The 21,042-nt window shown below is 73.1% G+C and carries 22 protein-coding genes; 10 read left to right on the forward strand and 12 right to left on the reverse strand.

Annotation, left to right across the window (positions count from 1 at the left end):
• Positions 1 to 4 precede the first annotated feature (4 nt).
• Both ACFVHK_RS13555 and ACFVHK_RS13560 read left to right on the forward strand, forming a co-directional pair.
• On the forward strand, positions 5 to 1,249 hold the full coding sequence (locus tag ACFVHK_RS13555) for a hypothetical protein (protein WP_376929253.1): 1,245 nt from the start codon (positions 5 to 7) through the stop codon (positions 1,247 to 1,249).
• Between the two features lie 157 nt (positions 1,250 to 1,406).
• The gene (locus ACFVHK_RS13560; protein WP_019179788.1) at positions 1,407 to 1,580 is read left to right on the forward strand and encodes a DUF3117 domain-containing protein; all 174 of its coding nucleotides are present in this window, start codon (positions 1,407 to 1,409) and stop codon (positions 1,578 to 1,580) included.
• On the opposite strand, the gene ACFVHK_RS13565 is transcribed toward ACFVHK_RS13560, so the two are convergent.
• The gene (locus tag ACFVHK_RS13565; RefSeq protein ID WP_129234532.1) at positions 1,581 to 2,213 is read right to left on the reverse strand and encodes an O-methyltransferase; all 633 of its coding nucleotides are present in this window, start codon (positions 2,211 to 2,213) and stop codon (positions 1,581 to 1,583) included.
• 90 nt (positions 2,214 to 2,303) lie between these two features.
• Between ACFVHK_RS13565 and ACFVHK_RS13570 the strand changes: the two genes are divergently transcribed.
• On the forward strand, positions 2,304 to 2,693 hold the full coding sequence (locus ACFVHK_RS13570; RefSeq protein WP_129234531.1) for a twin-arginine translocase TatA/TatE family subunit: 390 nt from the start codon (positions 2,304 to 2,306) through the stop codon (positions 2,691 to 2,693).
• A 61-nt stretch (positions 2,694 to 2,754) separates the two neighbouring features.
• Here the strand turns inward: ACFVHK_RS13570 and ACFVHK_RS13575 are convergent, their stop codons facing one another.
• Positions 2,755 to 4,326, reverse strand: a complete 1,572-nt coding sequence (locus ACFVHK_RS13575; RefSeq protein WP_376929254.1) for a succinic semialdehyde dehydrogenase — start codon at positions 4,324 to 4,326, stop codon at positions 2,755 to 2,757.
• Between the two features lie 75 nt (positions 4,327 to 4,401).
• On the opposite strand from ACFVHK_RS13575, the gene ACFVHK_RS13580 reads away from it, so the two are divergent.
• The 3 genes from ACFVHK_RS13580 to ACFVHK_RS13590 all read left to right on the forward strand — a co-directional run bounded on the left by ACFVHK_RS13580 (position 4,402) and on the right by ACFVHK_RS13590 (position 8,198).
• Positions 4,402 to 5,769: an MFS transporter gene (locus tag ACFVHK_RS13580; RefSeq protein ID WP_376929255.1), complete on the forward strand. Its 1,368-nt coding sequence runs from the start codon at positions 4,402 to 4,404 to the stop codon at positions 5,767 to 5,769.
• The gene (locus tag ACFVHK_RS13585) at positions 5,766 to 7,292 is read left to right on the forward strand and encodes a pyridoxal phosphate-dependent decarboxylase family protein (RefSeq protein WP_376929256.1); all 1,527 of its coding nucleotides are present in this window, start codon (positions 5,766 to 5,768) and stop codon (positions 7,290 to 7,292) included. Before ACFVHK_RS13580 ends, ACFVHK_RS13585 begins: the two co-directional genes overlap by 4 nt.
• Positions 7,293 to 7,430: 138 nt before the next feature.
• Positions 7,431 to 8,198 (forward strand): peroxiredoxin family protein, encoded by a 768-nt coding sequence (locus tag ACFVHK_RS13590; protein ID WP_376929257.1) that lies wholly within the window; start codon positions 7,431 to 7,433, stop codon positions 8,196 to 8,198.
• 24 nt (positions 8,199 to 8,222) lie between these two features.
• On the opposite strand, the gene ACFVHK_RS13595 is transcribed toward ACFVHK_RS13590, so the two are convergent.
• The 5 genes from ACFVHK_RS13595 to ACFVHK_RS13615 form a co-directional block, all read right to left on the reverse strand.
• The gene (locus ACFVHK_RS13595; protein ID WP_376929258.1) at positions 8,223 to 9,170 is read right to left on the reverse strand and encodes a tocopherol cyclase family protein; all 948 of its coding nucleotides are present in this window, start codon (positions 9,168 to 9,170) and stop codon (positions 8,223 to 8,225) included.
• A gap of 91 nt (positions 9,171 to 9,261) precedes the next feature.
• On the reverse strand, positions 9,262 to 10,152 hold the full coding sequence (locus tag ACFVHK_RS13600; RefSeq protein ID WP_376929259.1) for a hypothetical protein: 891 nt from the start codon (positions 10,150 to 10,152) through the stop codon (positions 9,262 to 9,264).
• Between the two features lie 5 nt (positions 10,153 to 10,157).
• A complete protein-coding gene (locus ACFVHK_RS13605; RefSeq protein WP_376929260.1) occupies positions 10,158 to 11,333 on the reverse strand; it encodes an Mrp/NBP35 family ATP-binding protein in 1,176 nt (391 codons plus the stop codon).
• Complete coding sequence (locus ACFVHK_RS13610) at positions 11,320 to 11,847, reverse strand: DUF1003 domain-containing protein (RefSeq protein WP_376929261.1); 528 nt, start codon at positions 11,845 to 11,847, stop codon at positions 11,320 to 11,322. Before ACFVHK_RS13610 ends, ACFVHK_RS13605 begins: the two co-directional genes overlap by 14 nt.
• On the reverse strand, positions 11,834 to 13,168 hold the full coding sequence (locus tag ACFVHK_RS13615; protein ID WP_376929262.1) for a magnesium transporter MgtE N-terminal domain-containing protein: 1,335 nt from the start codon (positions 13,166 to 13,168) through the stop codon (positions 11,834 to 11,836). The genes ACFVHK_RS13610 and ACFVHK_RS13615 overlap by 14 nt, the downstream gene beginning before the upstream one ends.
• A 67-nt stretch (positions 13,169 to 13,235) precedes the next feature.
• Between ACFVHK_RS13615 and ACFVHK_RS13620 the strand changes: the two genes are divergently transcribed.
• Entirely contained in the window at positions 13,236 to 13,931 is a 696-nt protein-coding gene (locus ACFVHK_RS13620; RefSeq protein ID WP_376929263.1) for a general stress protein, read from the forward strand.
• Positions 13,932 to 14,000: 69 nt separating this feature from the next.
• Entirely contained in the window at positions 14,001 to 14,372 is a 372-nt protein-coding gene (locus ACFVHK_RS13625; RefSeq protein WP_376929264.1) for a TIGR02611 family protein, read from the forward strand.
• A gap of 22 nt (positions 14,373 to 14,394) precedes the next feature.
• Here ACFVHK_RS13625 and ACFVHK_RS13630 read toward each other — a convergent pair whose 3' ends face one another.
• Both ACFVHK_RS13630 and ACFVHK_RS13635 read right to left on the reverse strand, forming a co-directional pair.
• Positions 14,395 to 15,972: an aminopeptidase P family protein gene (locus ACFVHK_RS13630; protein ID WP_376929265.1), complete on the reverse strand. Its 1,578-nt coding sequence runs from the start codon at positions 15,970 to 15,972 to the stop codon at positions 14,395 to 14,397.
• 47 nt (positions 15,973 to 16,019) lie between these two features.
• Complete coding sequence (locus ACFVHK_RS13635) at positions 16,020 to 17,042, reverse strand: endonuclease/exonuclease/phosphatase family protein (RefSeq protein WP_376929266.1); 1,023 nt, start codon at positions 17,040 to 17,042, stop codon at positions 16,020 to 16,022.
• A 105-nt stretch (positions 17,043 to 17,147) separates the two neighbouring features.
• Between ACFVHK_RS13635 and ACFVHK_RS13640 the strand changes: the two genes are divergently transcribed.
• On the forward strand, positions 17,148 to 18,014 hold the full coding sequence (locus ACFVHK_RS13640) for a PHP domain-containing protein (RefSeq protein ID WP_376929267.1): 867 nt from the start codon (positions 17,148 to 17,150) through the stop codon (positions 18,012 to 18,014).
• A gap of 93 nt (positions 18,015 to 18,107) precedes the next feature.
• Here ACFVHK_RS13640 and ACFVHK_RS13645 read toward each other — a convergent pair whose 3' ends face one another.
• Complete coding sequence (locus tag ACFVHK_RS13645; protein WP_376929268.1) at positions 18,108 to 19,613, reverse strand: DEAD/DEAH box helicase; 1,506 nt, start codon at positions 19,611 to 19,613, stop codon at positions 18,108 to 18,110.
• Between the two features lie 180 nt (positions 19,614 to 19,793).
• On the opposite strand from ACFVHK_RS13645, the gene ACFVHK_RS13650 reads away from it, so the two are divergent.
• Positions 19,794 to 20,459 (forward strand): ferritin-like fold-containing protein, encoded by a 666-nt coding sequence (locus ACFVHK_RS13650; RefSeq protein ID WP_376929269.1) that lies wholly within the window; start codon positions 19,794 to 19,796, stop codon positions 20,457 to 20,459.
• Positions 20,460 to 20,480: 21 nt separating this feature from the next.
• Here the strand turns inward: ACFVHK_RS13650 and ACFVHK_RS13655 are convergent, their stop codons facing one another.
• Both ACFVHK_RS13655 and ACFVHK_RS13660 read right to left on the reverse strand, forming a co-directional pair.
• Positions 20,481 to 20,786 (reverse strand): hypothetical protein, encoded by a 306-nt coding sequence (locus tag ACFVHK_RS13655; RefSeq protein WP_376929270.1) that lies wholly within the window; start codon positions 20,784 to 20,786, stop codon positions 20,481 to 20,483.
• Complete coding sequence (locus tag ACFVHK_RS13660) at positions 20,786 to 21,010, reverse strand: DUF3107 domain-containing protein (protein ID WP_129235487.1); 225 nt, start codon at positions 21,008 to 21,010, stop codon at positions 20,786 to 20,788. The genes ACFVHK_RS13655 and ACFVHK_RS13660 overlap by 1 nt, the downstream gene beginning before the upstream one ends.
• Positions 21,011 to 21,042: the final 32 nt, after the last annotated feature.

A 21,042-nucleotide genomic window follows, 5' to 3' on the forward strand; every position in this document is an offset into this window, starting at 1 on the left:
GTCCGTGGGCCGGGAGACCGCGTCGGGCACGCCGGAGCGGCGGCCGCCGGACGCGCACCGCGTCGGGCGCGGGTCGCCGCGCGTGCGCTGGCGACTGCTGCCGTGGTGGGCGCGCGTGATCGCCGTGTACCTCGCCGCCAGGGTCGTGTCGATCGCCATCGTGCTGCAGTTCGCGCACGAACAGGCCGCGAACGCCTGGACCGGCGCACGACCGGGGTACTTCGAGTACGCGAACATCTGGGACGGGCGGTGGTACGCGTACATCGCGGCCGCCGGGTACCCCACCGAGCTCCCGCTCACGGAGGACGGCCACGTCGCGGAGAACGCGTGGGCCTTCCTGCCCGTCTTCCCGGGCGTCGTCCGGATCTTCACCGCGGTCGGCGTCCCGTGGGACGCGGCATCCGTCGTCGTCTCGCTCGCGGCGGGCCTCGCCGCGGCGCTCGTCTTCCACCGGCTCATGTCGCGCTTCCTCGACCCCGACCAGGCGCTCTTCGCGGTCGTGCTGTTCTGCGTCGCACCCGTGTCGCCGATCATGGGCTTCGGCTACGCCGAGTCGCTGGGCTTCCTCTGGCTCGCGCTCGCCCTGCTGCTGCTCGTCGATCGCCGCTACGGATGGCTCGTCCCCGTGATCACCATCTGGGCGTTCACGCGGCCGGGCGCGCTCGCGTTCGCGCTCGCGCTCGGCCTGCACTGGATCGTGCGCTGGTACACCCGGACGCGCGATCCGTTCCCCGTCCGCGAGCGCGTGCTCGTGGCATCCGTCGCCCTGTTCGCAGCAATGGTCGGACTCGCCTGGCCGGCGATCGCGTGGGCGTTCACCGGCGAGCCGGCCGCGTACACCGACACCGAGCTCGCGTGGCGCGCACCGTACATCGGCTACGTGGAGCTCGTCCCGCTCACGCCGTGGTTCCAGTCGGGCGACTGGTGGCTCGGCCAGCCGATGGGGACGATCCTGCCGATCGCGCTCGTCGTCGGATTCGGTGCGCTGCTCGTCACGCCGTGGGTGCGGCGCCTCGGCGTCGACATCAGGCTCTGGCTCGCGAGCTACGCGCTGTACCTCTTCGCGGTCTTCTTCCCGCAGTCGAGCACGTTCCGGCTGCTGGCGCCGCTCTTCCCGATCGTGGGCGCGTTCGCGGTGCCGCGCTCGCCGTGGTGGCGGGGCTCCCTCGTCGCGGTCTCGATCGCGCTCCAGGTGGTGTGGCTGCGGATCGGCTGGTTCATCGACGGCTACGACTGGACCCCGCCGTGATCGCGGGACCGCGGTCCCGGTCGGGTGATCGGTCGGTGCACGGTGAGCGTCCGGCGCGTGAACGGCGGCCGCCGTCGTCCACAAAACGGAGCCCGGTGTCCCGGGGCGTCGCCTCGATGCGGGATAATGGAGATTCAGCCACGAAAGGGGTAGCTCAATGGCGGCCATGAAGCCACGCACTGGAGACGGACCGATGGAGGCTGTGAAGGAGGGGCGCCTCATCATCGTGCGCGTGCCCCTCGAGGGTGGCGGTCGCCTCGTCGTCTCGGTGAACGACGCTGAGGCCAAGGAGCTCTACGACGTCCTGGGCGGCGTCGTCAACGCAGCCTAGTCAGGCGCCCAGCTTCACGATCTGCAGCAGGCCGTCCCCGGCCGGCGAGATGGCGGTGACCACGGCGGTGGAGGAAGCGAGCTCCGAGACGAGCCCGCGGAACGCCGTCGCCACGTCGTCTCGTCGCGCCGGGTCGGCCACCCTCCCCTTCCAGAGGGCACGGGCCACCAGCACGCTCCCGCCGGGCTTCGCCAGCCGGAGCCCGTGCTCGACGTACTCGATGACCGAGGCAGCGTCCGCGTCGACGACGACGAGGTCGTAGGAGCCCTCGTTCATCCGCGGCAGCACCTCGCCGGCGCGGCCCGCGATGAGGCGCACGCGCGCCGGGGCGATGCCCGCTTCGGCGAAGTGCTCGCGCGCATGCTGCTGGTACTCGGCCTCGGAGTCGATCGAGGTCAGATGCGCCGAGCGGGCGGCCTGGAGCATCCACAGCCCCGACACGCCGACGCCGGTGCCCACTTCGATGATCGCCCGCGCGTCGCTCGCCGCCGCCAGCACCGCGAGCTGCGCGCCCACGGCGGGCGAGACCGGCTCGACACCGAGCTCGAGGGACTGCAGGCGTGCCTTCGCGATCGACTCGGACTCGACGACGGATTCGTCGACGTACTTCCAGTTCAGGTCGTGTTCGGACACGTGGCGGCTCCCGGAGTTCTGTCGACCCCCAAGCCTAGGGTGCACGGCAACGGTCGATCGCACGCCTCGCCGCCGACTATCCTTGAGCCCATGGGCGGCCTCACCTTCGACAAACTCCTCATCATCGGGGTGATCGCCGTCTTCGTGCTCGGTCCGGAGCGGCTGCCTCACTACGCCGCGCAGCTCGGCCGGTTCGTGCGATCGATGCGCGACATGGCGAACGGTGCGAAGGACCGCATGCGCGAGGAGATGGGTCCCGACTTCGACGACGTCGACTGGCGCAAGCTCGACCCTCGCCAGTACGACCCGCGGCGCATCGTGCGCGAGGCGCTGAGCGACGTGGACCCGTTCGCCGAGCCCGCGAAGCCGGTCGTCGCGCGAGCTGCGGTCAACGAGAACTCCGCCTACCTGCAGCGCAAGCGCAAGCTCGACGCGATCGCCGCCGGCGAGTCGGCGCCGTTCGACTCCGAGGCGACCTGAGACCGAACCGGTTCGCGCGACTCCCCGCGACGGTCCGATCGCGCGGCTCCACGGCGACGGCCTAGGCCCGGCGGATGGCGCGCAGCACCCTCGCGAGCAGCACCAGGGGGCCGCTGAGCCGGGCGTACTCGCGTCCGGTGTGCGGGAGCGGGATCACGCGCGTATTCACCGAGACCGTCACCGGGTCGACGAAGCGCAGGAGGCCTTCGCGACCGTTGCGGCGTCCGATGCCGGACGCCTTGACGCCGCCCATGGGCGCGTCGACCGAGCCGAAGCTGCCCCGGTAGCCCTCGTTGACATTGACGCTCCCGGCGTCGAGCTGGTCGGCGACGCGCAGGGCTCGTCGCGTCGACCCGGAGAGCACCGACGCGTTGAGGCCGTACTCCGACGCGTTCGCGGCGAACACCGCCTCCAGCTCGTCGTCGACGACGTGCAGCGATGCGAGCGCCCCGAACGTCTCCTCGTCGAGCACGCGCATGCCGGGCGCGACGTCCGTCAGGACCGTGGGCTCGAACGCCCACGGCCCCACGTCGGGTCGCGCGTTGCCGCCGACCAGCACGCGGGCGCCCTTGGCGAGCGCGTCGTCGAGGTGGCCGCGGATGCGGTCGACCTGCGCCGCCGTCGCGAGGCTGCCGTAGTCGGCGTCGTGGTCGAGGCCGGAGCCGATCCGGGGCTCGGCGAGGCGCGCGGCGAGTGCCGAGGCGAACGCGTCCGCGATGCGGCGCTGCACGTAGATCCGCTCGACCGACACGCACAGCTGGCCCATCGACGAGAAGCAGGCGTGGGCGGCATCCGCGGCCGCCTGCTCGACGTCGACGTCGTCGAGGACGATCAGGGCGTTCTTCCCGCCGAGCTCGAGGGACGCGCCCACGAGTCGCCGCCCGGCCTTCTCGCCGATCCGCCGTCCGGTCGCGGTCGACCCGGTGAAGCAGATGTAGTCGGCCTCGTCGGTGAGCGCCTCGCCGACATCGGCGGGATCGCCCGCGACCACGGCCCAGAGCGCCTCCGGCACCCCGGCGTCGATGAACGCACGACGGAGGGCGAGCACGGACAGCGCGCCCTGGTCGTCGGCCTTCTGCACGACGGCGCAGCCCGCGGCGAGGGCCGGGACCACGTCCATCGCCGCGAGGCTGATCGCGTAGTTCCACGGAGTGATCACGCCGACCACGCCCTTCGAGCGGTAGCGGATGCGCGTCGTGAGCGCCACCGGGATGCCGGCACGGCGGCGCCCGCCGCGGAGCACGGCGCGGGCCCTGACCGCGTTCCACCTCGCCACCGAGAGGGCCTGGAAGACCTCCTCGAAGGCCTGGCCGCGGGTCTTGCCGCTCTCCAGCTGCGTCAGGTCGAGGAGTTCCTCGCGGCGGGCGACGATCAGGTCGTGCGCGCGGAGCAGGATCCGGCGTCGTGCGGCGAACCCGGCCCGGGCCCATGCCACCTGCGCGAGGCGCGCGCGTGAGACGGCGCCGCGGACGTCGTCCGCGCTCGAGAGCGGAAGGTCGACAAAGGTCTCGCCGGTCGCCGGCGTGGGGATCGCCCTCGTGCGGCCGGTCGTGGCGACGAGGTCTGCGACGAGCGCGTCGCGCGAGGGGCTGGGGGGGATGACGGCCGGGGTTCGGGTGGCGGCGTTGGACACCCGGCCAGCCTAGCCGCGAAGCGGACCGGGGGACCGTGTCCGGATCGGCATCGCCGAATGGGTATGCTTCCCCGCATGACCTCCCCGGAACGGCTCTCGCGCGGCATCGTCGCCCGCTACGCCGTCGGCTCGATCGGCACGGGCGGCTTCGCCACCCTGCCCGGCCTCGTGCTCGTCTTCTACCTCACCGACACGCTCGGCGTGACCGCGCTGCTCGCCGGTCTCGTGGTGACCGCGGCGAAGGTGTGGGACGTGCTCATCGACCCGTGGATCGGTGATCGCAGCGATCACTCGCTGGCCGTGTCGGGCACCCGCCGGACGTGGATGCGGGTCGGCGCGCTCGCGATCCCGGTCGCGTTCGTCCTGACCTTCGCCGCGCCCGCCGGGCTCGGCCCCGTCGTCGCGGGCGCCTGGGTGATGCTGGCCTTCCTCGCCACCGCAACGGCGTTCAGCCTGTTCCAGGTGCCGTACATCGCCCTGCCCGCGGAGCTCACCGACGACTACGACGGGCGCACGAGGCTCCTCACGTGGCGGGTCGTCGTGCTGAGCTTCGCGATCCTCCTCTTCGGTGCGGGCGGGCCGATGCTCCGTCGCGCCGGCGGCGACGACGAGGCGATCGGCTACCTCGTGATGGCCGTCGTGGCCGGGCTCGTCATCGGCCTCGGCATGCTGGTGGCCACGACGACCGCGCCCACGGGAATGCTCGTGGAGCAGCGCGAGCGCCGCAGCCTCGGCGCAGGCTACGCCGAGGGGCTCGCCGCGCTGCGCCGCAGCCGGCCGTTCCGCCTGCTGCTCTCCGGCTTCCTCCTCCAGGGTCTGGCCACGGGCGTCATGCTGGCGGGCGCGAACTACGTCGCCGTCTGGGTGCTCCGCTCCGAGGACGCGCTGACGTTCCTCTTCGTCGCGCTGATCGGCCCCGCCATCCTGTGCGCACCCCTCTGGGGTCGGCTGGCCCGTCGGATCGGCAAGGAGCGGGCGTACGTCATCGCGAGCCTCGCGTTCGCGGCAGCCGCCGCGGCCCTCGTCGGCATGGTCTGGGCGCCGGGCGCGTGGGTGTACGCCCCGGTCGCGATCGCCGGCGCCGCCTACGCCGGCATGCAGTCGCTCCCGATGGCGATGCTGCCGGACGTCGTCGCGCACGATGCGCGCACGAACGGCCCGGGTCGGGCCGGCACGTTCGGCGGCGTCTGGACCGCCGGCGAGACCACGGGCATGGCGCTCGGGGCGACGCTGCTCACGATCGTCCTCGCGGCCACCGGCTACCTCGAATCGGTCGGTTCGACCGTCGTGGCCCAGCCCGAGGCCGCGGTCGGCGGGATCGCGCTGAGCTTCAGCCTGCTGCCGGCGGCGCTCGTGCTGCTCAGCCTCGCCCCGCTCCTGCGCTACCCGCTGCGGCGTGCGGACATCGACACCCCCGCCCCGACCGAGGAGATCGCCCGATGAACGCCTTCGAACGCGAGCCCGACGAGGTGCTCGCGGAGCTCGCCGCGCTCCGCGAGGGCGACGCGCCCACGCACGGCGGTCGCGTGCTGTCGTACGTCTACGACTCGGGCCTCGCCGAGCTCGACGAGCTCGCCGCGCGCGCGGCGCGACTCGTGCAGCCCGTGAACGGGCTCGACCCGACGACGTTCACCTCGGTTGCGGCCATGGAGGCCGCGGTCGTCGGATTCGCGCGGCGCGTGTTCCACGGAGACGAGGTCGAGCAGGGGTCGCCCGTGGTCGTCGGCTCGGTCACCTCGGGCGGAACCGAGAGCTGCCTGCTCGCGGTGAAGACGGCCCGCGACGTCTGGCGCTCTGCGCACCCGGGCGACGGGCGGATGCCTCGGCTCGTCGCCCCGACGACGGTGCACGCCGCCTTCCACAAGGCGGCGCACTACTTCGGGCTCGAACTCGACCTCGTGCCCGTCTCCGCGGGGACCGGCGCGCCGGAGGTCTCGGACGTCGTCGCGCGCCTCGACGACGACGTCGCGCTCGTCGTGATGAGCGCGCCCTCGTACCCGTTCGCGACGCTCGACCCCGTCGGCGAGGTCGCGGCGGCGACGGCCGAGCACGGGATCGCCCTGCACGTGGACGCCTGCATCGGCGGCTTCGCCCTGGCCTTCCGTGACGGGCTGCCCGAGTGGGATCTCCGCGTGCCCGGGGTGACCAGCCTCTCGGCGGACCTGCACAAGTACGGGTACGCGCCGAAGGGCGTCTCCGTGCTCCTGCAGCGCGGGCGCGACCGGCAGCGCCACCAGTACTTCGCGACGACCGCGTGGCCCGGCTATCCGATCGTGAACCCGACGATGGCGGGCTCGAAGCCGGCCGGCCCGCTCGCCGCGGCGTGGGCGATCGTGCAGGTGCTCGGCGAGGTCGGATTCGCCGAGCTCACCGCCCGGGCGATGTCGGCGACCGCCGTGCTGCGGGACGCGATCGACGGGATCGAGGGACTCGAGGTCGTCGGGGATCCCGTCGGCCCGCTCCTCGCCGTCCGGACCGATGCCTCCGTCCCGCCCGAGCGTCGCGTCGACCCGCACCACTGGGCCGATGCCGCGCGCGGCGCCGGGTGGCACCTCCAGCTGCAGCCCGGCATGCTCCAGTCCGACGGCACGGCACTGCCGCACACGACGCACCTGACGGTCACCCCGGTCACCGACCACGTGATCGGCGAGCTCGCCCCGGCGCTCCACGTCGCGGCCGACGCCGTGCGCGGCGTGCCGGCGATCGACGGCGGTGCGCTCGTCGGCGGGCTCGTCGATCGACTTCCGGGCGGGGCGGATGCGCTCGCCGAGGCATCCGCGGGGCTCGAATCGGAATCCGCGGCCGCGCTGCTCGCCGCGTTCGGCCTGCTCGGTGGCGAAGGGGCCGCCGGAGCGCTGCCCGACCGCATGGCGCCGGTGCTCGCCCTCGTCGAGGCCCTGCCCGGCCCGCTCACCGAACGCCTCCTCGTCGAGCTGCTCGCGCGCGTCGTCGAGCCGCGCGACTGACGCGCCGAAGACGCCGCCGCCCCTCGGCCGACCGACCTGCGGGGCCTTGACGCGCCCCCGCCGTGGTGGAAGCCTCGGGTCAGGGGTGGCGTGCGATCGCAGGTCGCGCCGCGACCCCGGAGCAGTTGGAATCGGATCGTGACCCTCGGCCTCATCCTCGTCATCCTCGGCCTCGTCGTCGTGGTCGGGACCATCGTGGCGTTCTTCGTGCCCTACATGTTCTTCGACTGGTTCACCTACCGCTTCTGGGTGGTCCACGTGCTGGTCGCCGCCGGTGCCGTCGCGGCGATCGCGGGGTGGGTGCTCGGCGGGCCGGCCGTCATCGCGATCATCGCGATCGTGTTCGCCATCGGCTGGTTCGTGCTCACCACGGTCGAGAACCGCATCCCGGGCTCGCGCCGCCTCGCGGTCGGCCCCGGCGACCTGCTTCCCCCGCTCCGCCTGACCACCGTGGACGGCCGTACCGTCGACGATCGTGAGATCATCGGCAGGGCGCCGGCCCTTCTGGTGTTCTACCGCGGTTGGTGGTGTCCCACGAGCAGGATGCAGATGCACGACCTGCTCGACGCGTACGACGAGCTGTCGGCGGCGGGCCTGAGCATCTACGCCGCCTCCGTCGACGGTGCCGAGGAGGCCGCCCCGCTGCAGGAGGTCGTCGGCGAGCGGATCACCATCCTGTGCGGACTCGACGCCGCGACGCTCGATGCCGTCGGTGCCCACGACACGCGCGGTCGGCCGTGGTTCACCCGACCCTTCCTCGGCGGAACGAGCGAGACGACCGCGATGCCCACCTCCCTGGTCGTCGACCGCGACGGACGCATCGTGATGGCGCACCGGGCGAAGCGCGTGGACGATCGGCCGGTGCCGTTGCGGTGGCTCCGGTCGCCCCGCCTCGCACCTGCGTGACGTCGGCGGCGCGGATGCCCGCGCTCAGAGCGCGAGCATCCGGTCGGTGTCGCCGAAGACCTCGAGTCCTGCGCACTCGGCGACGCCGTCGAGGAGGGTCGTCCCGTCGGGCGCGACGTGCCGGAGCACGATGCGGGCGTCGAGCGTCTCCTCGACCCGCTGGTGCATGGCCGTGCGCATGGGGGCGTGCAGCAGGCCGCCGCGCACGCGCTCCGCCTCGAGCTCGAGCAGGCCGTCCGGGCCAGCGAGCGTCCACCGGACGTGGCTGTCGTCGATCTCGAGGCGGCGCTCCTCCGAGCGGTTCCAGGTCGTCCAGCGGTGCAGGCGGCCGCTGTGCCGGAGGCCCACGATGGAGCCCCGGAAGGTTCCGCCGAGCCACGGGATGATCGCGACGGACGCGATGAGCGAGGCATCCGGATGCTCGCCGTCGGCCTGGTCGACGTGATTGCTCGCCATCCACACGTAGCCCGACGGGAACGCCCGACCCCAGTCCTTCTCGATGTAGCCGCGCCCGCCGTCGAAGGCCACCGCGGCGCCCTCGACCTCGAGCGTGCCGCTGAGGCCGTGTCCGAACGAGACGATGCCGTGGAAGCACTCCATGAACGGCACCAGCCCGTACCACCCCATGATCCCGGGCTCGCGGAGCGTGACCGGCCACGGCCGGAGCGGATCCGTGTGCTCGATGCGGCCGCGAAGCTGCGGGAGGTCGAGCGTGACGCCCTGCGCGTCGAAGCGGTTGGGGCCGACCTCGACGTCGAACCCGTGCGGGGACGCCGTGAACGCCTCGACCGGGAACCGGTGGTACCAGGAGCGACCGGTGAGCCCGTCGAGGACCTGGACGAAGGCCTCGTCACGGCCGTCGCCGCCGTCGCCGCCGATCCCGCGGAACACGCCGGGGATGACCGCCCAGCGGGCCGCCCGGTCGGGCGAGACGAGCTTGACGTACCAGCCCTCGAAGAAGCCGCGCCGCACCCCGTGGCCGTGAACGCCTCAGGGTGACGCACCCCGCGCAGCCATTGGGCCGGTGTCCGCATGGGCCCAGCGTACCGGCGCCGTGGCGCCCCTACAGGCCGCAGCGCTCTGCGTAGTAGGCGTACAGGTCGGCCTTGAGCGCGGCACCCGAGGCGATCTCGAGGCGACCCTCCCGGCCGTCGCCGGTCGCGACCCTGAACGGCAGGATCGTGCCGCGCTTGTCGTCCGCGAGGGCGTGCGCGTCGCACCGCGCCGGTCGCACGGCGAGCGACAGGTCGACCGGATCGTCGCCCGGAGCGACCTCGATGTCGAGCGGCCAGTCCTGGCCGTCCTCGTTGCCGATGAGCGTCGTCGTCGACACGCCGCCGATCGCGAGCGTGCCGTCGCCGGATGCCTCGGGCGCGACCCGCACGTCGATCCACGCGCGCTGCTCGGCTCCCGCACCCGTCGTACGCAGACGTTCGGGCAGTTCGATCGCCGCGACGCCCGCCACCGATTCGGCGAGGCAGTCGGTGTCGGCGATGCGCGCCATCGTTCCGAACGGGTCGTCGGGCTGGAGCGTCCCCTCGTGCTCGGCGCCGTCGACGCTCGTCAGTCGCACCTCGATGCGGATGGCGGCAGGGTCGCCGTCGCACACGCTGCCGGTGAGGTCGAGGCGGATGTCGATGGCGTCGTCCCGATCGAGCTCGAACCGCTCTTCGCGGTCCATGCCCGCTTCGAGTGCCGGGGAGTGGACCGCCACCGCGGTCACCGTGACCGGGTCGCCCGTGTTCTCGAAGTGCAGGACGAGCCGGCCCTGCGGCACGTCGAGTCGTCCCTGCTGGACCTGGACCGAGAGCCCGTCGGGCAGGCCGGCGTCCGGCGCTTGGGCCGCGGCGCACGCGCCGAGTGATGCGACGGCCAGCCCCGCGACGAGCAGGGCGGCCGGCCGGACGTACACGAGGCGCGCGAGCCGGACGCGGGAGCGAGCGGGACGCGGCATCCGTCTCACCGCACCGAGACGTCGAGTCGACGGCCGGAGAGCGAGCGCGGTCGCCCGGCGAGGAAGGCGGCCACCTGCTCGATCGCGCGCGCTGCGGGATCGTCGGGCTCGGCGAGCACCACGGGTCGACCCTCGTCGCCGCCGCGCCGGAGGGCGACGCTGAGGGGCACCGCGGCCACGAGCGGCACGGGCTCGTCGACCCCTTCGGAGAGGCGGCGAGCGACCTCGTCGCCTCCGCCCGACCCGAACAGGTCCAGGAGCGACCCGTCGGGCTGGGCGAGGCCCGCCATGTTCTCGATCACGCCGACCACGCGCTGGCCCGTCTGGCGGGCGACGAGGCCCGAGCGCTCGGCGACGTCGGCGGCGGCCGGCTGCGGGGTCGTCACGACGACGACCTCGGCGTTCGGCAGGAGCTGCCCCAGCGAGATCGCGACATCGCCCGTGCCCGGCGGCAGGTCGACGAGCAGCACGTCGAGGTCGCCGAAGTACACGTCGGTGAGGAACTGCTGGAGCGTCCGGTGCAGCATGGGCCCGCGCCACGCGACGGCGACCGACGATCCGCGTCCGCCCGGCTCGGTCGGCTCGACGAACATGCCGATCGAGATCACCTTCACGCCGTATGCGACGGGCGGCAGGATCATGTCGTCGACGCGTGTCGGGCGCGCCGCCGTGCCGTGCTCGTCGACGAGGCCGAGCAGGCCCGGGATCGAGAAGCCGTGCACGTCGGCGTCGACGAGGCCCACCGAGAGCCCGCGGGTCGCGAGCGCGACGGCGAGGTTCGCCGTCAGCGTCGACTTGCCGACGCCGCCCTTGCCGCTCGTGACGGCGATGACGCGTGTCAGCGTGCCCGGACCGAACGGGTTGCCGCGCGCGGCACGGCCGCCGCGGAGGCGCTCGGTGAGCGCGGCCCGCTGCGCGGGCGTCATGACGCCGAGCTCGACGACGGCGTTGCCGGCTCCGACGACCTGCTCGGCAGCGGCGCGCACGTCCTGTTCGATGCGATCGGAGGCCGGGCACCCGACGATCGTCAGGCGCACGCCGACCTCGACGCCGGCGTCGGTCGCGGTCACGCGCTCGACCATGTCGAGTTCGGTGATGGGCCGACGGATCTCCGGATCGATGACGCCCTCGAGCGCGGCGTGGACGGCGCGCTCGACGTCACCCGGGTCAGGACGGGGCATTCGCTGCGTCCTCCTCGTCGCGCCGGTCGAGCTCCTCGAGCGCCTGTCGCAGTTCCTGCCGGATGAACTCCTTCGACGCGAGGTCACGGACCGCGAGACGGAGCGCCACGACCTCGCGGGCGAGGTACTCGGTGTCGGCGAGGTTGCGCTCGGCGCGCTGGCGGTCCTGTTCGATCTGCACGCGGTCGCGGTCGTCCTGCCGGTTCTGGGCCAGCAGGATCAGTGGCGCGGCGTACGACGCCTGGAGCGACAGCACGAGCGTCAGCGCGATGAAGCCGAGTTCGACCGAGTCGAACCGCCAGGCCGGCGGGGCGAGCGTGTTCCACAGGATCCAGAACGCGACGAAGAGCGTGAGGCCGAGCAGGAACCACGGGGTGCCCATGTTGCGTGCGACCCATTCGGTGAACCGGCCGAAGCGGTCCCGATCGCCGGAACGGCGCAGCGGCGGCGCGGATCGGCGGATGCCCTTCGGGGTGTCGAACCGACGGTCGTCGGCGGCGTCAGCGCGTGCCATCTCCTGCCCTCCTTCCGGGTGCGATCGGGATGCTGCCGGTGGCCAGCTGTGCGCGGGCCGTCGCGCGTCTGCTCACCTCCGCCTCGTCCTCGGGGTGACTCCTCCAGTCGTCGGGGAGCAGGTAGTCGAGCACGTCGTCGATCGTGACGACGCCCACCAGCCGATGCTTCTCATCGACCACGGGCACCGACACGAGGTCGTAGCTCGCGAGGATGCGGCTGACCTCGGCGGCCGACGTCTCGGCCTTCACGGGTTCGAGGCCCTGGTCGATGAGCGAGCCGAGACGCTCGTGCGGCGGGTAGCGCAGCATCCGCTGGAAGTGCACGATGCCGAGGAACCGGCCCGTCGGCGGTTCGTAGGGCGGGAGGGTGACGCACACGGCCGCCCCGAGCGCGGGCGGGAGGTCGTGGCGGCGGATCAGGGCGAGGCCCTCGGCCACCGTGGCATCCGCCGACACGATGATCGGCTCGGTCGTCATGAGGCCGCCCGCGGTGTCGGGGCCGTACGAGAGGAGGAACCGGACGTCCTCGGCCTCCTCGGGTTCCATGAGCTCGAGCAGGTGCTCGCCGCGTTCCTCGGGCAGCTGCGCGATGAGGTCGGCGGCGTCGTCGGGCGACATGTGGTCGAGCACGTCGGCCGCGCGGTCGTCGCCGAGCTTCGCGAGGATCTCGACCTGGTCGATCTCCGGCATCTCCTCGAGCACGTCGGCGAGGCGGTCGTCGGGGAGCTCGGCCGCGACCTCCTGCCGGCGCTGGGGCGGGAGGTCGAGCAGGGTGTTGGCGAGGTCGGCGGGCTTCAGCTCGGAGTACGTCGCGATGAGCTGCTCGGCGGACTGCGCCTCGCCGGCCTCGGTGGTCTCGCGCACCTCGCGCCAGGTGACGTAGGCCGAGGGGCCCTTCGCGAACGGCGATGCGCTCGTCTTCGGACGTCGCACGAAGAGCTGGTCGACCTCCCACTCGCCGGGCTCGCGCTCCTCGATCGCGACGTCCTCGATGCTCGCGGTGCCGGAGCCGTCGTTGAAGGCGACCTTGCGCCCGAGCATCTCGGCGATCACGCGCACCTCGCCGCCGCGCTGCTCGAATCGGCGCAGGTTGATGAGGCCGGTGGTGATGATCTGGCCGCCGCCGATCGACGTCACCCGTCCGATCGACACGAAGACCCGGCGCTTGCCGGGGATCTCGACGATGAGCCCGACGACGCGCGGCGGGTCGTCCTTGCGGTACACGACGAGCACGTCGCGCACCTTCCCGACCCGGTCGCCCGCGGGGTCGAACACGGCGCACCCGGCGAGTCGGGCGACGAAGACTCTCGTGGCGCTCACGCCTCCCAACTTACCCCGCGCACCCGCGATCGGACCGGGCGACGGAGCCGCGTGGAAGAATGGCAGCGTGAGCACCCAGTCGCCGTTCGGCGGTCGCATCGGCCGTACCTTCCCGACCCTGCCGAAGGGCGAGACGGTCGCGAGCTACGAGACCTACCAGGAGGCGCAGGCCGCGGTCGACCAGCTGGCGAAGGCCGAGTTCCCGGTCAAGGAGCTCTCGATCGTGGGGCACGACCTCACGAGCGTCGAGCGCATCACCGGCACGCTGAGCTGGGGTCGCACGGCCGCCGCCGGCGCGCTCTCCGGGGCCTGGTTCGGCACGTTCCTCGGCCTGCTGTTCTTCATCTTCTCCCCGTCCGGTACCTCGCTCGGCATCCTCGGCGCGGCGGTGCTCATCGGCGCGGGGTTCGGCATGATCTTCAGCCTCGTCTCGTACTCCGTCAACCGCCGGCGGCGCGACTTCACCTCGGTCATGCAGGTGCTCGCAACGCGTTACGCGATCATCGCCGAGCCCGAGCACGTCGTGCGGGCACGACAGGTGCTCGGCGTGACGGATGCCGCCGCGCCGCCCGCCCGTGTGACCACGACGGTCGCCCGCCCGCCGGCCGCCGCCGCCCCGGCGCCCGAGGCGGACGCGCCGGCCGAGCCGCCCGCGAGCGGGTCCGAGCCCGAGGCGCGGGAGATCGACCCCTCCCGTCCGCTCACCTACGGCGAGGCGCAGGATGCCCGCCGCCGCGCCGAGCGCGAGCGCGGCGAGGACTAGCCGGGGCGCCGGGTCCGCGTGCGACGGATGCACCGGCGACTCCCAGCGTGGGCGCCTACCGTGACGATCATGCGCAGCACGACCGGCTCCGAGAGCGGCCCGACGCCGCTCGAACGGACGGTTCGCGCGGAGATCGCCGCCGCCGAACGGCCCGACCGTCCCGTGCGACGGTGGCTGCGCGGCATCCGTCGCTGGATCGACCGCCACCCCCGCCTGCGCTTCGCCTACCGGATCGGCGTGGGCGTGCTCGGCGGCGTGATCGCCGTCGCGGGCCTGGCACTCGTGCCGCTCCCGGGCCCCGGATGGCTCGTCGTGTTCCTCGGCCTCGCCATCCTCGGCACCGAGTTCGCCTGGGCACGCCGGCTTGCGGCGTGGGTCAAGCGCATGCTCGACCGCTTCTGGGCCTGGTGGAAGGCGCGCCGCGCCGCACGAGCCGCCTGAGCGAGCCCTGCGCCGATCGGCGTCAGCGACGCGCGCCGCGCACCCAGGCCTCGACCTCGTCGGCCGTGCGGGGGATGCCCGCCGAGAGGTTCTCGGCGCCGTCGGCCGTCACGAGGATGTCGTCCTCGATGCGCACGCCGATGCCGCGGAACTCCTCGGGGACGGTGAGGTCGTCGGCCTGGAAGTAGAGGCCGGGCTCGATGGTGAAGACCATGCCCGGCTCGAGCACGCCGTCCATGTACATCGACCGGCGAGCCTCGGCGCAGTCGTGCACGTCGAGGCCGAGGTGGTGGCTCGTGCCGTGCACCATGTACCGGCGGTGGAACTGGTTCTCGAGCTGCAACGACTCCTCCGCCGACACCGGGAGGAAGCCCCACTCGGCGGTCCGCTTCGCGATGACCGCCATCGCGGCGGCGTGGATCTCGCGGAAGACGACGCCGGGTCGCACGATGCGGAACGCGGCATCCGCCGCCTCGAGGACGGCCTCGTAGACCCGTCGCTGCACCGGCGAGAAGGTGCCGTTCACCGGGAACGTGCGCGTGATGTCGGCCGTGTAGTAGCTGTCCATCTCGACGCCCGCGTCGAGCAGCACCAGGTCGCCGGGGACGACGGCGCCGTCGTTGCGGGTCCAGTGCAGGATGGTCGCGTGCGGGCCGGCCGCGGCGATCGAGGCGTAGCCGACGTCGTTGCCGTCGAGGCGGGCGCGCGTGGCGAAGACGCCCTCGATGACGCGCTCGCCGCGCACCTCGCTCGTGATGCGCGGCAGCTCGGCGAGCACCTCGGCGAAGCCGCGCTCGGTCGCGTCGACCGCGGCGCGGAGCTCCGCGACCTCGAAGTCGTCCTTCACGAGGCGCAGTTCGGAGAGCACGCGCGCGAGCTCGGCGTCGGGCTCGTGCTCGGAGTTCACCTCGAGGCTGAACGGCGCGTCGGACGCGTTCGTCGACAACGCCTCCTCGGCGGCGAAGCGCAGGCGGGCGTGGTCGATGCGCTCGGTGATCGCGGCATCGGCCTCGCGGACGACGAGCGTCGCGGTGTCGACCGAGTTCACGACCGAGTCGAAGTCGGCGATGCCGCGCGTACCGAGCTGCAGGTCGGCGGCGACGTGCGCGAGCGAGGGACGCGGGCCGATCCAGAACTCGCCGATGGCGGGGTTGGCGTAGAACTCCTCGCTGTCGCGCCCGGCGCGCTCGCGGAAGTAGACGGTCGCCTCGTGGGCGCTGTCGCCGGCGGGTTCGAGCACGAGCACCGCGCCCGGCTCGGAGTCCGAGCCCCAGCCCGTCAGGTGCGCGAACGCGGAGTGCGCGCGGAACGGGTAGTCGGTGTCGTTCGCGCGCTGCTTCATGTCGCCGGCGGGGATCACGAGTCGCTGCCCGGGGAACGCGGCCGAGACCGTCGCGCGACGGGCGGCCGCGTGCGCGGCCTGCGGGCGAGCCTCGGGCAGGCGCTCGTCGCGCTCCGCCCAGCCGCCGCCGATGAAGCTCTTGAAGCCCTCGGACCCCGGCGTGGTCGAACGGTTCGCGTTCCGGCCGGTCTCCTCGGCAGTGGTCTCGTCGGTTGGGGCCTCGTGGGCCGTCGCGGTCGCGTCGCCGGTGTTCGTCATGGTCTCCATTCTCGCACCGCCTCGTCGTCGCTGCGGTCGGTGGAGGATCACCCGCCAGCCCGGGAGAGGGTCGCGACGATCGGGCGATGATCGCTGCCCGCGTCGTCGAGCGCGTCGAGCACGCGGAACGAGTCGACCGACCAGCCGGGCGTCGCGAGCACGTGGTCGATGGGGCTGCCGAGGATCCCGGGCAGGCTCGTCGGCCACGTGCCGATGCCGCCCGCGCCGCCCGCCGTCGCGGCATCCGCGCATCGGCCGAGGTCGCCGCCGTCGACGCCGCGACCCGCGAAGTGGTCGACCGTCGCGTTGAAGTCGCCCGCCATGATGACGTCGTCGGCCGCGCACTGCTCGGCCAGCCAGTCGAGGTCGCTCCGCCAGTTGCGCAGCTCCCACCGGATCGGCGCGACTGCGTGGACGGCGACGATCCTCGGGCCGTCGCCGCTCGTCGGCTCGGCGACGACCGACGGCAGCGTGTTGGTGTTGCCGGGCGGACCCGGCCACGGGTCGTTCACCACGTCGTAGTCGCCGAGCTCGGGGGAGATCAGGATCGTCGTGGAACGCGCCTTGGCGACCTCGCCGAAGGACTGCGTGTGCACCCACATCGGCCGACCGCCCTCGCGCATCGCGATCGCGACCTCCTCGCCGAGTGACGCGGTGGTCTCCGGCAGCACCACGACGTCGGACTCCTGCTCGAGCGCGAGGCCCGCGATCGTCGACGCGTCGGGGACCTCGCCGAGCGTGTTCCACGAGAGCACCGTGACCGAATCGCTCGCCGCGACCGCCTCGCCGCCGCTCAACCCGCGCACCGCGAGGATCCCGAGGTTGCCGAGCGCGAACAGCACGAGGATCGCGGTCACCGCCCCGATGAGGCGTCGCCCGGGCCCGAGGAGCAGGGCGATCGCGAGCACGGCGGCGAGGAGCCCGGCGCCCGCCGCGGCGACCCCCCGCAGCGCGACGACGTGCGCGGCGATCCACTGGTTCTGCAGCCCGAACGCCTGCGGCCACAGCAAGGCCGCGGCGAGGGCCGTGGTGCCGAGCGCGATCGCCCAGCCGAGGATGCGGGGGAGCATTCACCACAGCGTAGGCGAGTGGGCGACCGCCGGGCGGAGCATCCACAGGGCGTCGGCTGGGAGTCCGCGGGGAACCGGCTGACTCCGCGCGCCTACGATAAGGGCATGGCCGACGCCCTGTTCGCCGCCGCAGCGGACCTGCACGCGCACACCACGGTCTCCGACGGCACGGACACGCCCGCGGAGCTCGTCGCCGCGGCCTCCGCGGCCGGCCTCGCGGCGCTGGCCCTCACCGACCACGACTCGACCGCGGGGTGGGCGGAGGCGGCGGAGGCGGCACGTCGGCACGGCATCGCCCTCATCCCGGGCATGGAGCTCTCGACGCGCGAGCAGTTCACGAGCGTGCACGTCCTCGGCTACCTCATCGATCCGACCGACGAGGCGCTCCTCGCCGAGACCGCGCGCATCCGCGACTCCCGGCTCACCCGTGCGGAGGCGATCGTGCGACGCATCGCCGCCGACTACGACCTCACCTGGGACGACGTGCTCGCCCAGACGAGCGACGGCACCACCATCGGCCGCCCGCACATCGCCGACGCCCTCGTCGCGCGCGGTCACGCCTCGACGCGGTCCGACGCCTTCGCGGGCATCCTGCACTGGCGCTCCGGCTACGCGCAGCCGCACTACGCGCCCGACCCGCTCACCGGCATCCGCCTGATCCGCGCCGCGGGCGGCGTGCCCGTGCTGGCGCACCCGGGCACGCGCGGCGCGGAGGACGTGGTCCCCGACCGCCGGCTCGCCCGCCTCGCCGACGCGGGCCTGTTCGGCCTCGAGGTCGACCACCCCGAGAACACGGATGCCGCGAAGCCGCGCCTGCGCGAGCTCGCACGTCGTCACGGGCTGGCAATCACCGGCTCGAGCGACTACCACGGTCGCGGCAAGGTCAACCGCCTCGGCCAGTACACGACCGCGCCCGAGATCGTCGCGCGCATCCTCGCCGAGGGTCGGGGGAGCGCGCCGATCCTGCCGTGACGGCCGCCTGAGGCGCCCCGGACACGCGAACGGGCCGGATGCCTCGCGATGAGGCATCCGGCCCGTTCCCGCGCGTGCTGCGGCCCGAGTCCGTCAGGCGGTGGGCGCCGCCGACGGCGCGCCGGCCGCGCTGCCGCCCGAGCGGCCCCCGCGGCGGCGGCGGCGGCGAGGCGGAGCCGCGTTGCCGTCGTGGTGCTCCTTGCCCTTGCCGTCGTGGGTGCCCGCGCCCGGCTCCTTCTCCTGCGGTGCGCCCGACTCCGGGGCCCCGTCGGTCGCGGCGCCCGCGCCGACGGGCTTGCCCGAACGCGTGCGGCGACGGGAGCGCGAGCTGCGCTCGGAGGAGGCATCCGCCCGCCCGTCGCCCTCGCGTCGACCCGCGGTGCTCGACCGCGACGGCGCCGCGGTCGGGGCGGCCGGCTTCAGGCGTCCCTTGGTGCCCTCGGGGATGTCGAGGTCGGTGTAGAGGTGCGGGCTCGACGAGTAGGTCTCGGTGGGCTCGGGCTGGCCGAACTCGAGCGCGCGGTTGATGAGGGCCCACTTGTGCAGGTCGTCCCAGTCGACGAACGTCACCGCGATGCCGGTCTTGCCCGCACGGCCCGTGCGGCCGACGCGGTGCAGGTACGCCTTCTCGTCGTCGGGGATCGTGTGGTTGATCACGTGCGTGACGTCGAGGACGTCGATGCCGCGGGCCGCGACGTCCGTGGCGATCAGCACGTCCTTCTTGCCTGCCTTGAAGGCGGCCATGGCGCGCTCGCGCTGGTCCTGGTTGAGGTCGCCGTGCACCGCGGCCGCGTTGAAGCCGCGGTCGTTCAGCTCCTCGACGAGCTTGGCGGCGGCGCGCTTGGTGCGCGTGAAGATCACGGTCTTGCCGCGGCCCTCGGCCTGGAGGATGCGCGAGATGACCTCGTCCTTGTCGAGCGAGTGGGCGCGGTAGACGAGGTGCTTGATGTTCGCCTGCGTGAGGCCCTCGTCGGGGTCGGTCGCGCGGATGTGGATCGGGCGGACCATGAAGCGGCGGGCGAGGGCCACGATCGGGCCCGGCATGGTCGCCGAGAAGAGCATCGTGTGCCGGGTCGGCGGCGTCTGCGCGAACAGCTTCTCGATGTCGGCGAGGAAGCCCAGGTCGAGCATCTTGTCGGCCTCGTCGAGCACCATCTCGGTGACGTCCTTCAGCGACAGCAGTCGCTGCGATGCGAGGTCGAGCAGTCGCCCGGGGGTGCCCACGACGATCTGGGCGCCCGCCTTGAGCTGCTCGATCTGGCCCTCGTACGCCTTGCCTCCGTAGATCGAGACGATCGTGGTCGGGCGGTTCGAGGTGGCCAGCTCGAGGTCCTCGGTCACCTGGACGCAGAGCTCGCGGGTGGGCACCACCACGAGGACCTTGACGCCGGGCTCGGGGGCGTCGCCGAGCCGCTGGATGATGGGCAGCCCGAAGCCGAAGGTCTTGCCCGTGCCGGTCTTCGCCTGGCCGATGATGTCCTGCCCGGTGAGGGCGAGGGGGATGGTCTGCTCCTGGATGGGGAAGGCATCGATGATGCCCTTCCCGGCGAGGGCCTCGACGATGTCGGGCTCGATGCCGAGTTCGGTGAACGTGGTCAAGATGTCTGCCTGTCCGTGATGCGGAATGGGTGCGCCCTGCTCCGATCGACAGGCGCACGGCCGCGGATCCATCGCCCGCGGCGGCCACCAGCCTATCGGAGCGCGCTGGGAGGCCCCGGATATGCTGTGCTCGTGGTCAATTGGTCGATGTCGCGCCGTCCCCGTCCGGAGACCCCGAGGATGCGGCCGAGGGTCGCGCCGACCGACCTCACGCGAATCGACTTCACCGAGTTCACGCCCGAGCCCGTGCCCTTCCTCGGCCAGGCGGCGTACCTCCAGCTCGAGTTCTTCGAGAGCCTGGCGAAGGCCGTGGCGACCGCGCCCGACCTGACGTCGAAGGAAGGGCTGAGCGCGGCGGCGGGCGTCGCGCTGCGCAAGCACCACGAGCTCATCGCGGAGCTTCGCCGGCTCGGCGCGGAGCCCGCCGAGGTCATGGCGCCCTTCGCGCCCGCCGCCGACCGGTTCCGGCAGGTCACCTCGGGAGCCGACTGGTACGAGCTGCTCCTCGGCATCCACATCACGTCGGGGATGCTCGACGACTACTTCATCCGGCTCGCGGAGGGACTCCCGCACGAGCTCCGCACCCGCGTGCGGGCCATCCTCGGCGAATCGCGATCGGCCGAGGTCATCGAGCACGAGCTCGAGGAGGCGATCGCGGCGGACCCGACGCTCGACGACCGGCTCGCCCTCTGGGGGCGGAGCCTCGTCGGGGACACGCTGCTCATCGCGCGCTCCGCGGTGCGCGCGGCCGGGTCGGGCGAACACGGGGCCGACGTCGAGCCGGTCTTCACCGAGCTCATCGCGGCCCACACGCGGCGGATGGACGCGCTCGGGCTGACCGCCTGAGCCGCGCGCCGACCCGACGGCTCAGCCGCGGGCGAGGCCGAACCGCGCGAGGCGCGCGAACGTCCGCGCGTCGTCCTCTTCCCGTCGGCGGCCGATGAGGTAGGCGGTGCCGGCCGCCGCCGCACCGGAGACCACGAGCGCGATCACCCAGATCCATCCGCCGTCCCACGGCATGCCGAGCCAGGTCAGCGCGACCCACACGACCGCGGCGACGGCGGCGCCGACGGCCGGGACGAGCACGACGCCGTGGAACTCGCGACGGGGGACCGCATACCGCGCGGCGATGCCGAGGATGGCGCCGCCGAGCGTGATGAAGAGCAGCTCCATCAGCCGACGAAGCCGATCTTGCGCGACTCCTCCGTGCCGATCTCGACGTAGGCGAGGGCTGCCGCGGGGACCACGTAGACCGCGCCCTTCGCGTCGGTCAGGCGCAGCACGGGCGACTGCCCGCTGAGCGCCGCCGAGACGGCCTGCTCCACCTCCGCCGCCGTCAGCGAGGTCTCGAAGCCGAGCTCGCGGGGGGAGTTCTGGATGCCGATGCGAAGGTCCACTTTGCGCCTTTCTGTCGTTGACAGAACCCTAC

The sequence above is a fragment of the Agromyces binzhouensis genome, assembly GCF_042672355.1.
In the GTDB taxonomy this organism is placed as follows: Bacteria; Actinomycetota; Actinomycetes; order Actinomycetales; family Microbacteriaceae; genus Agromyces; species Agromyces binzhouensis.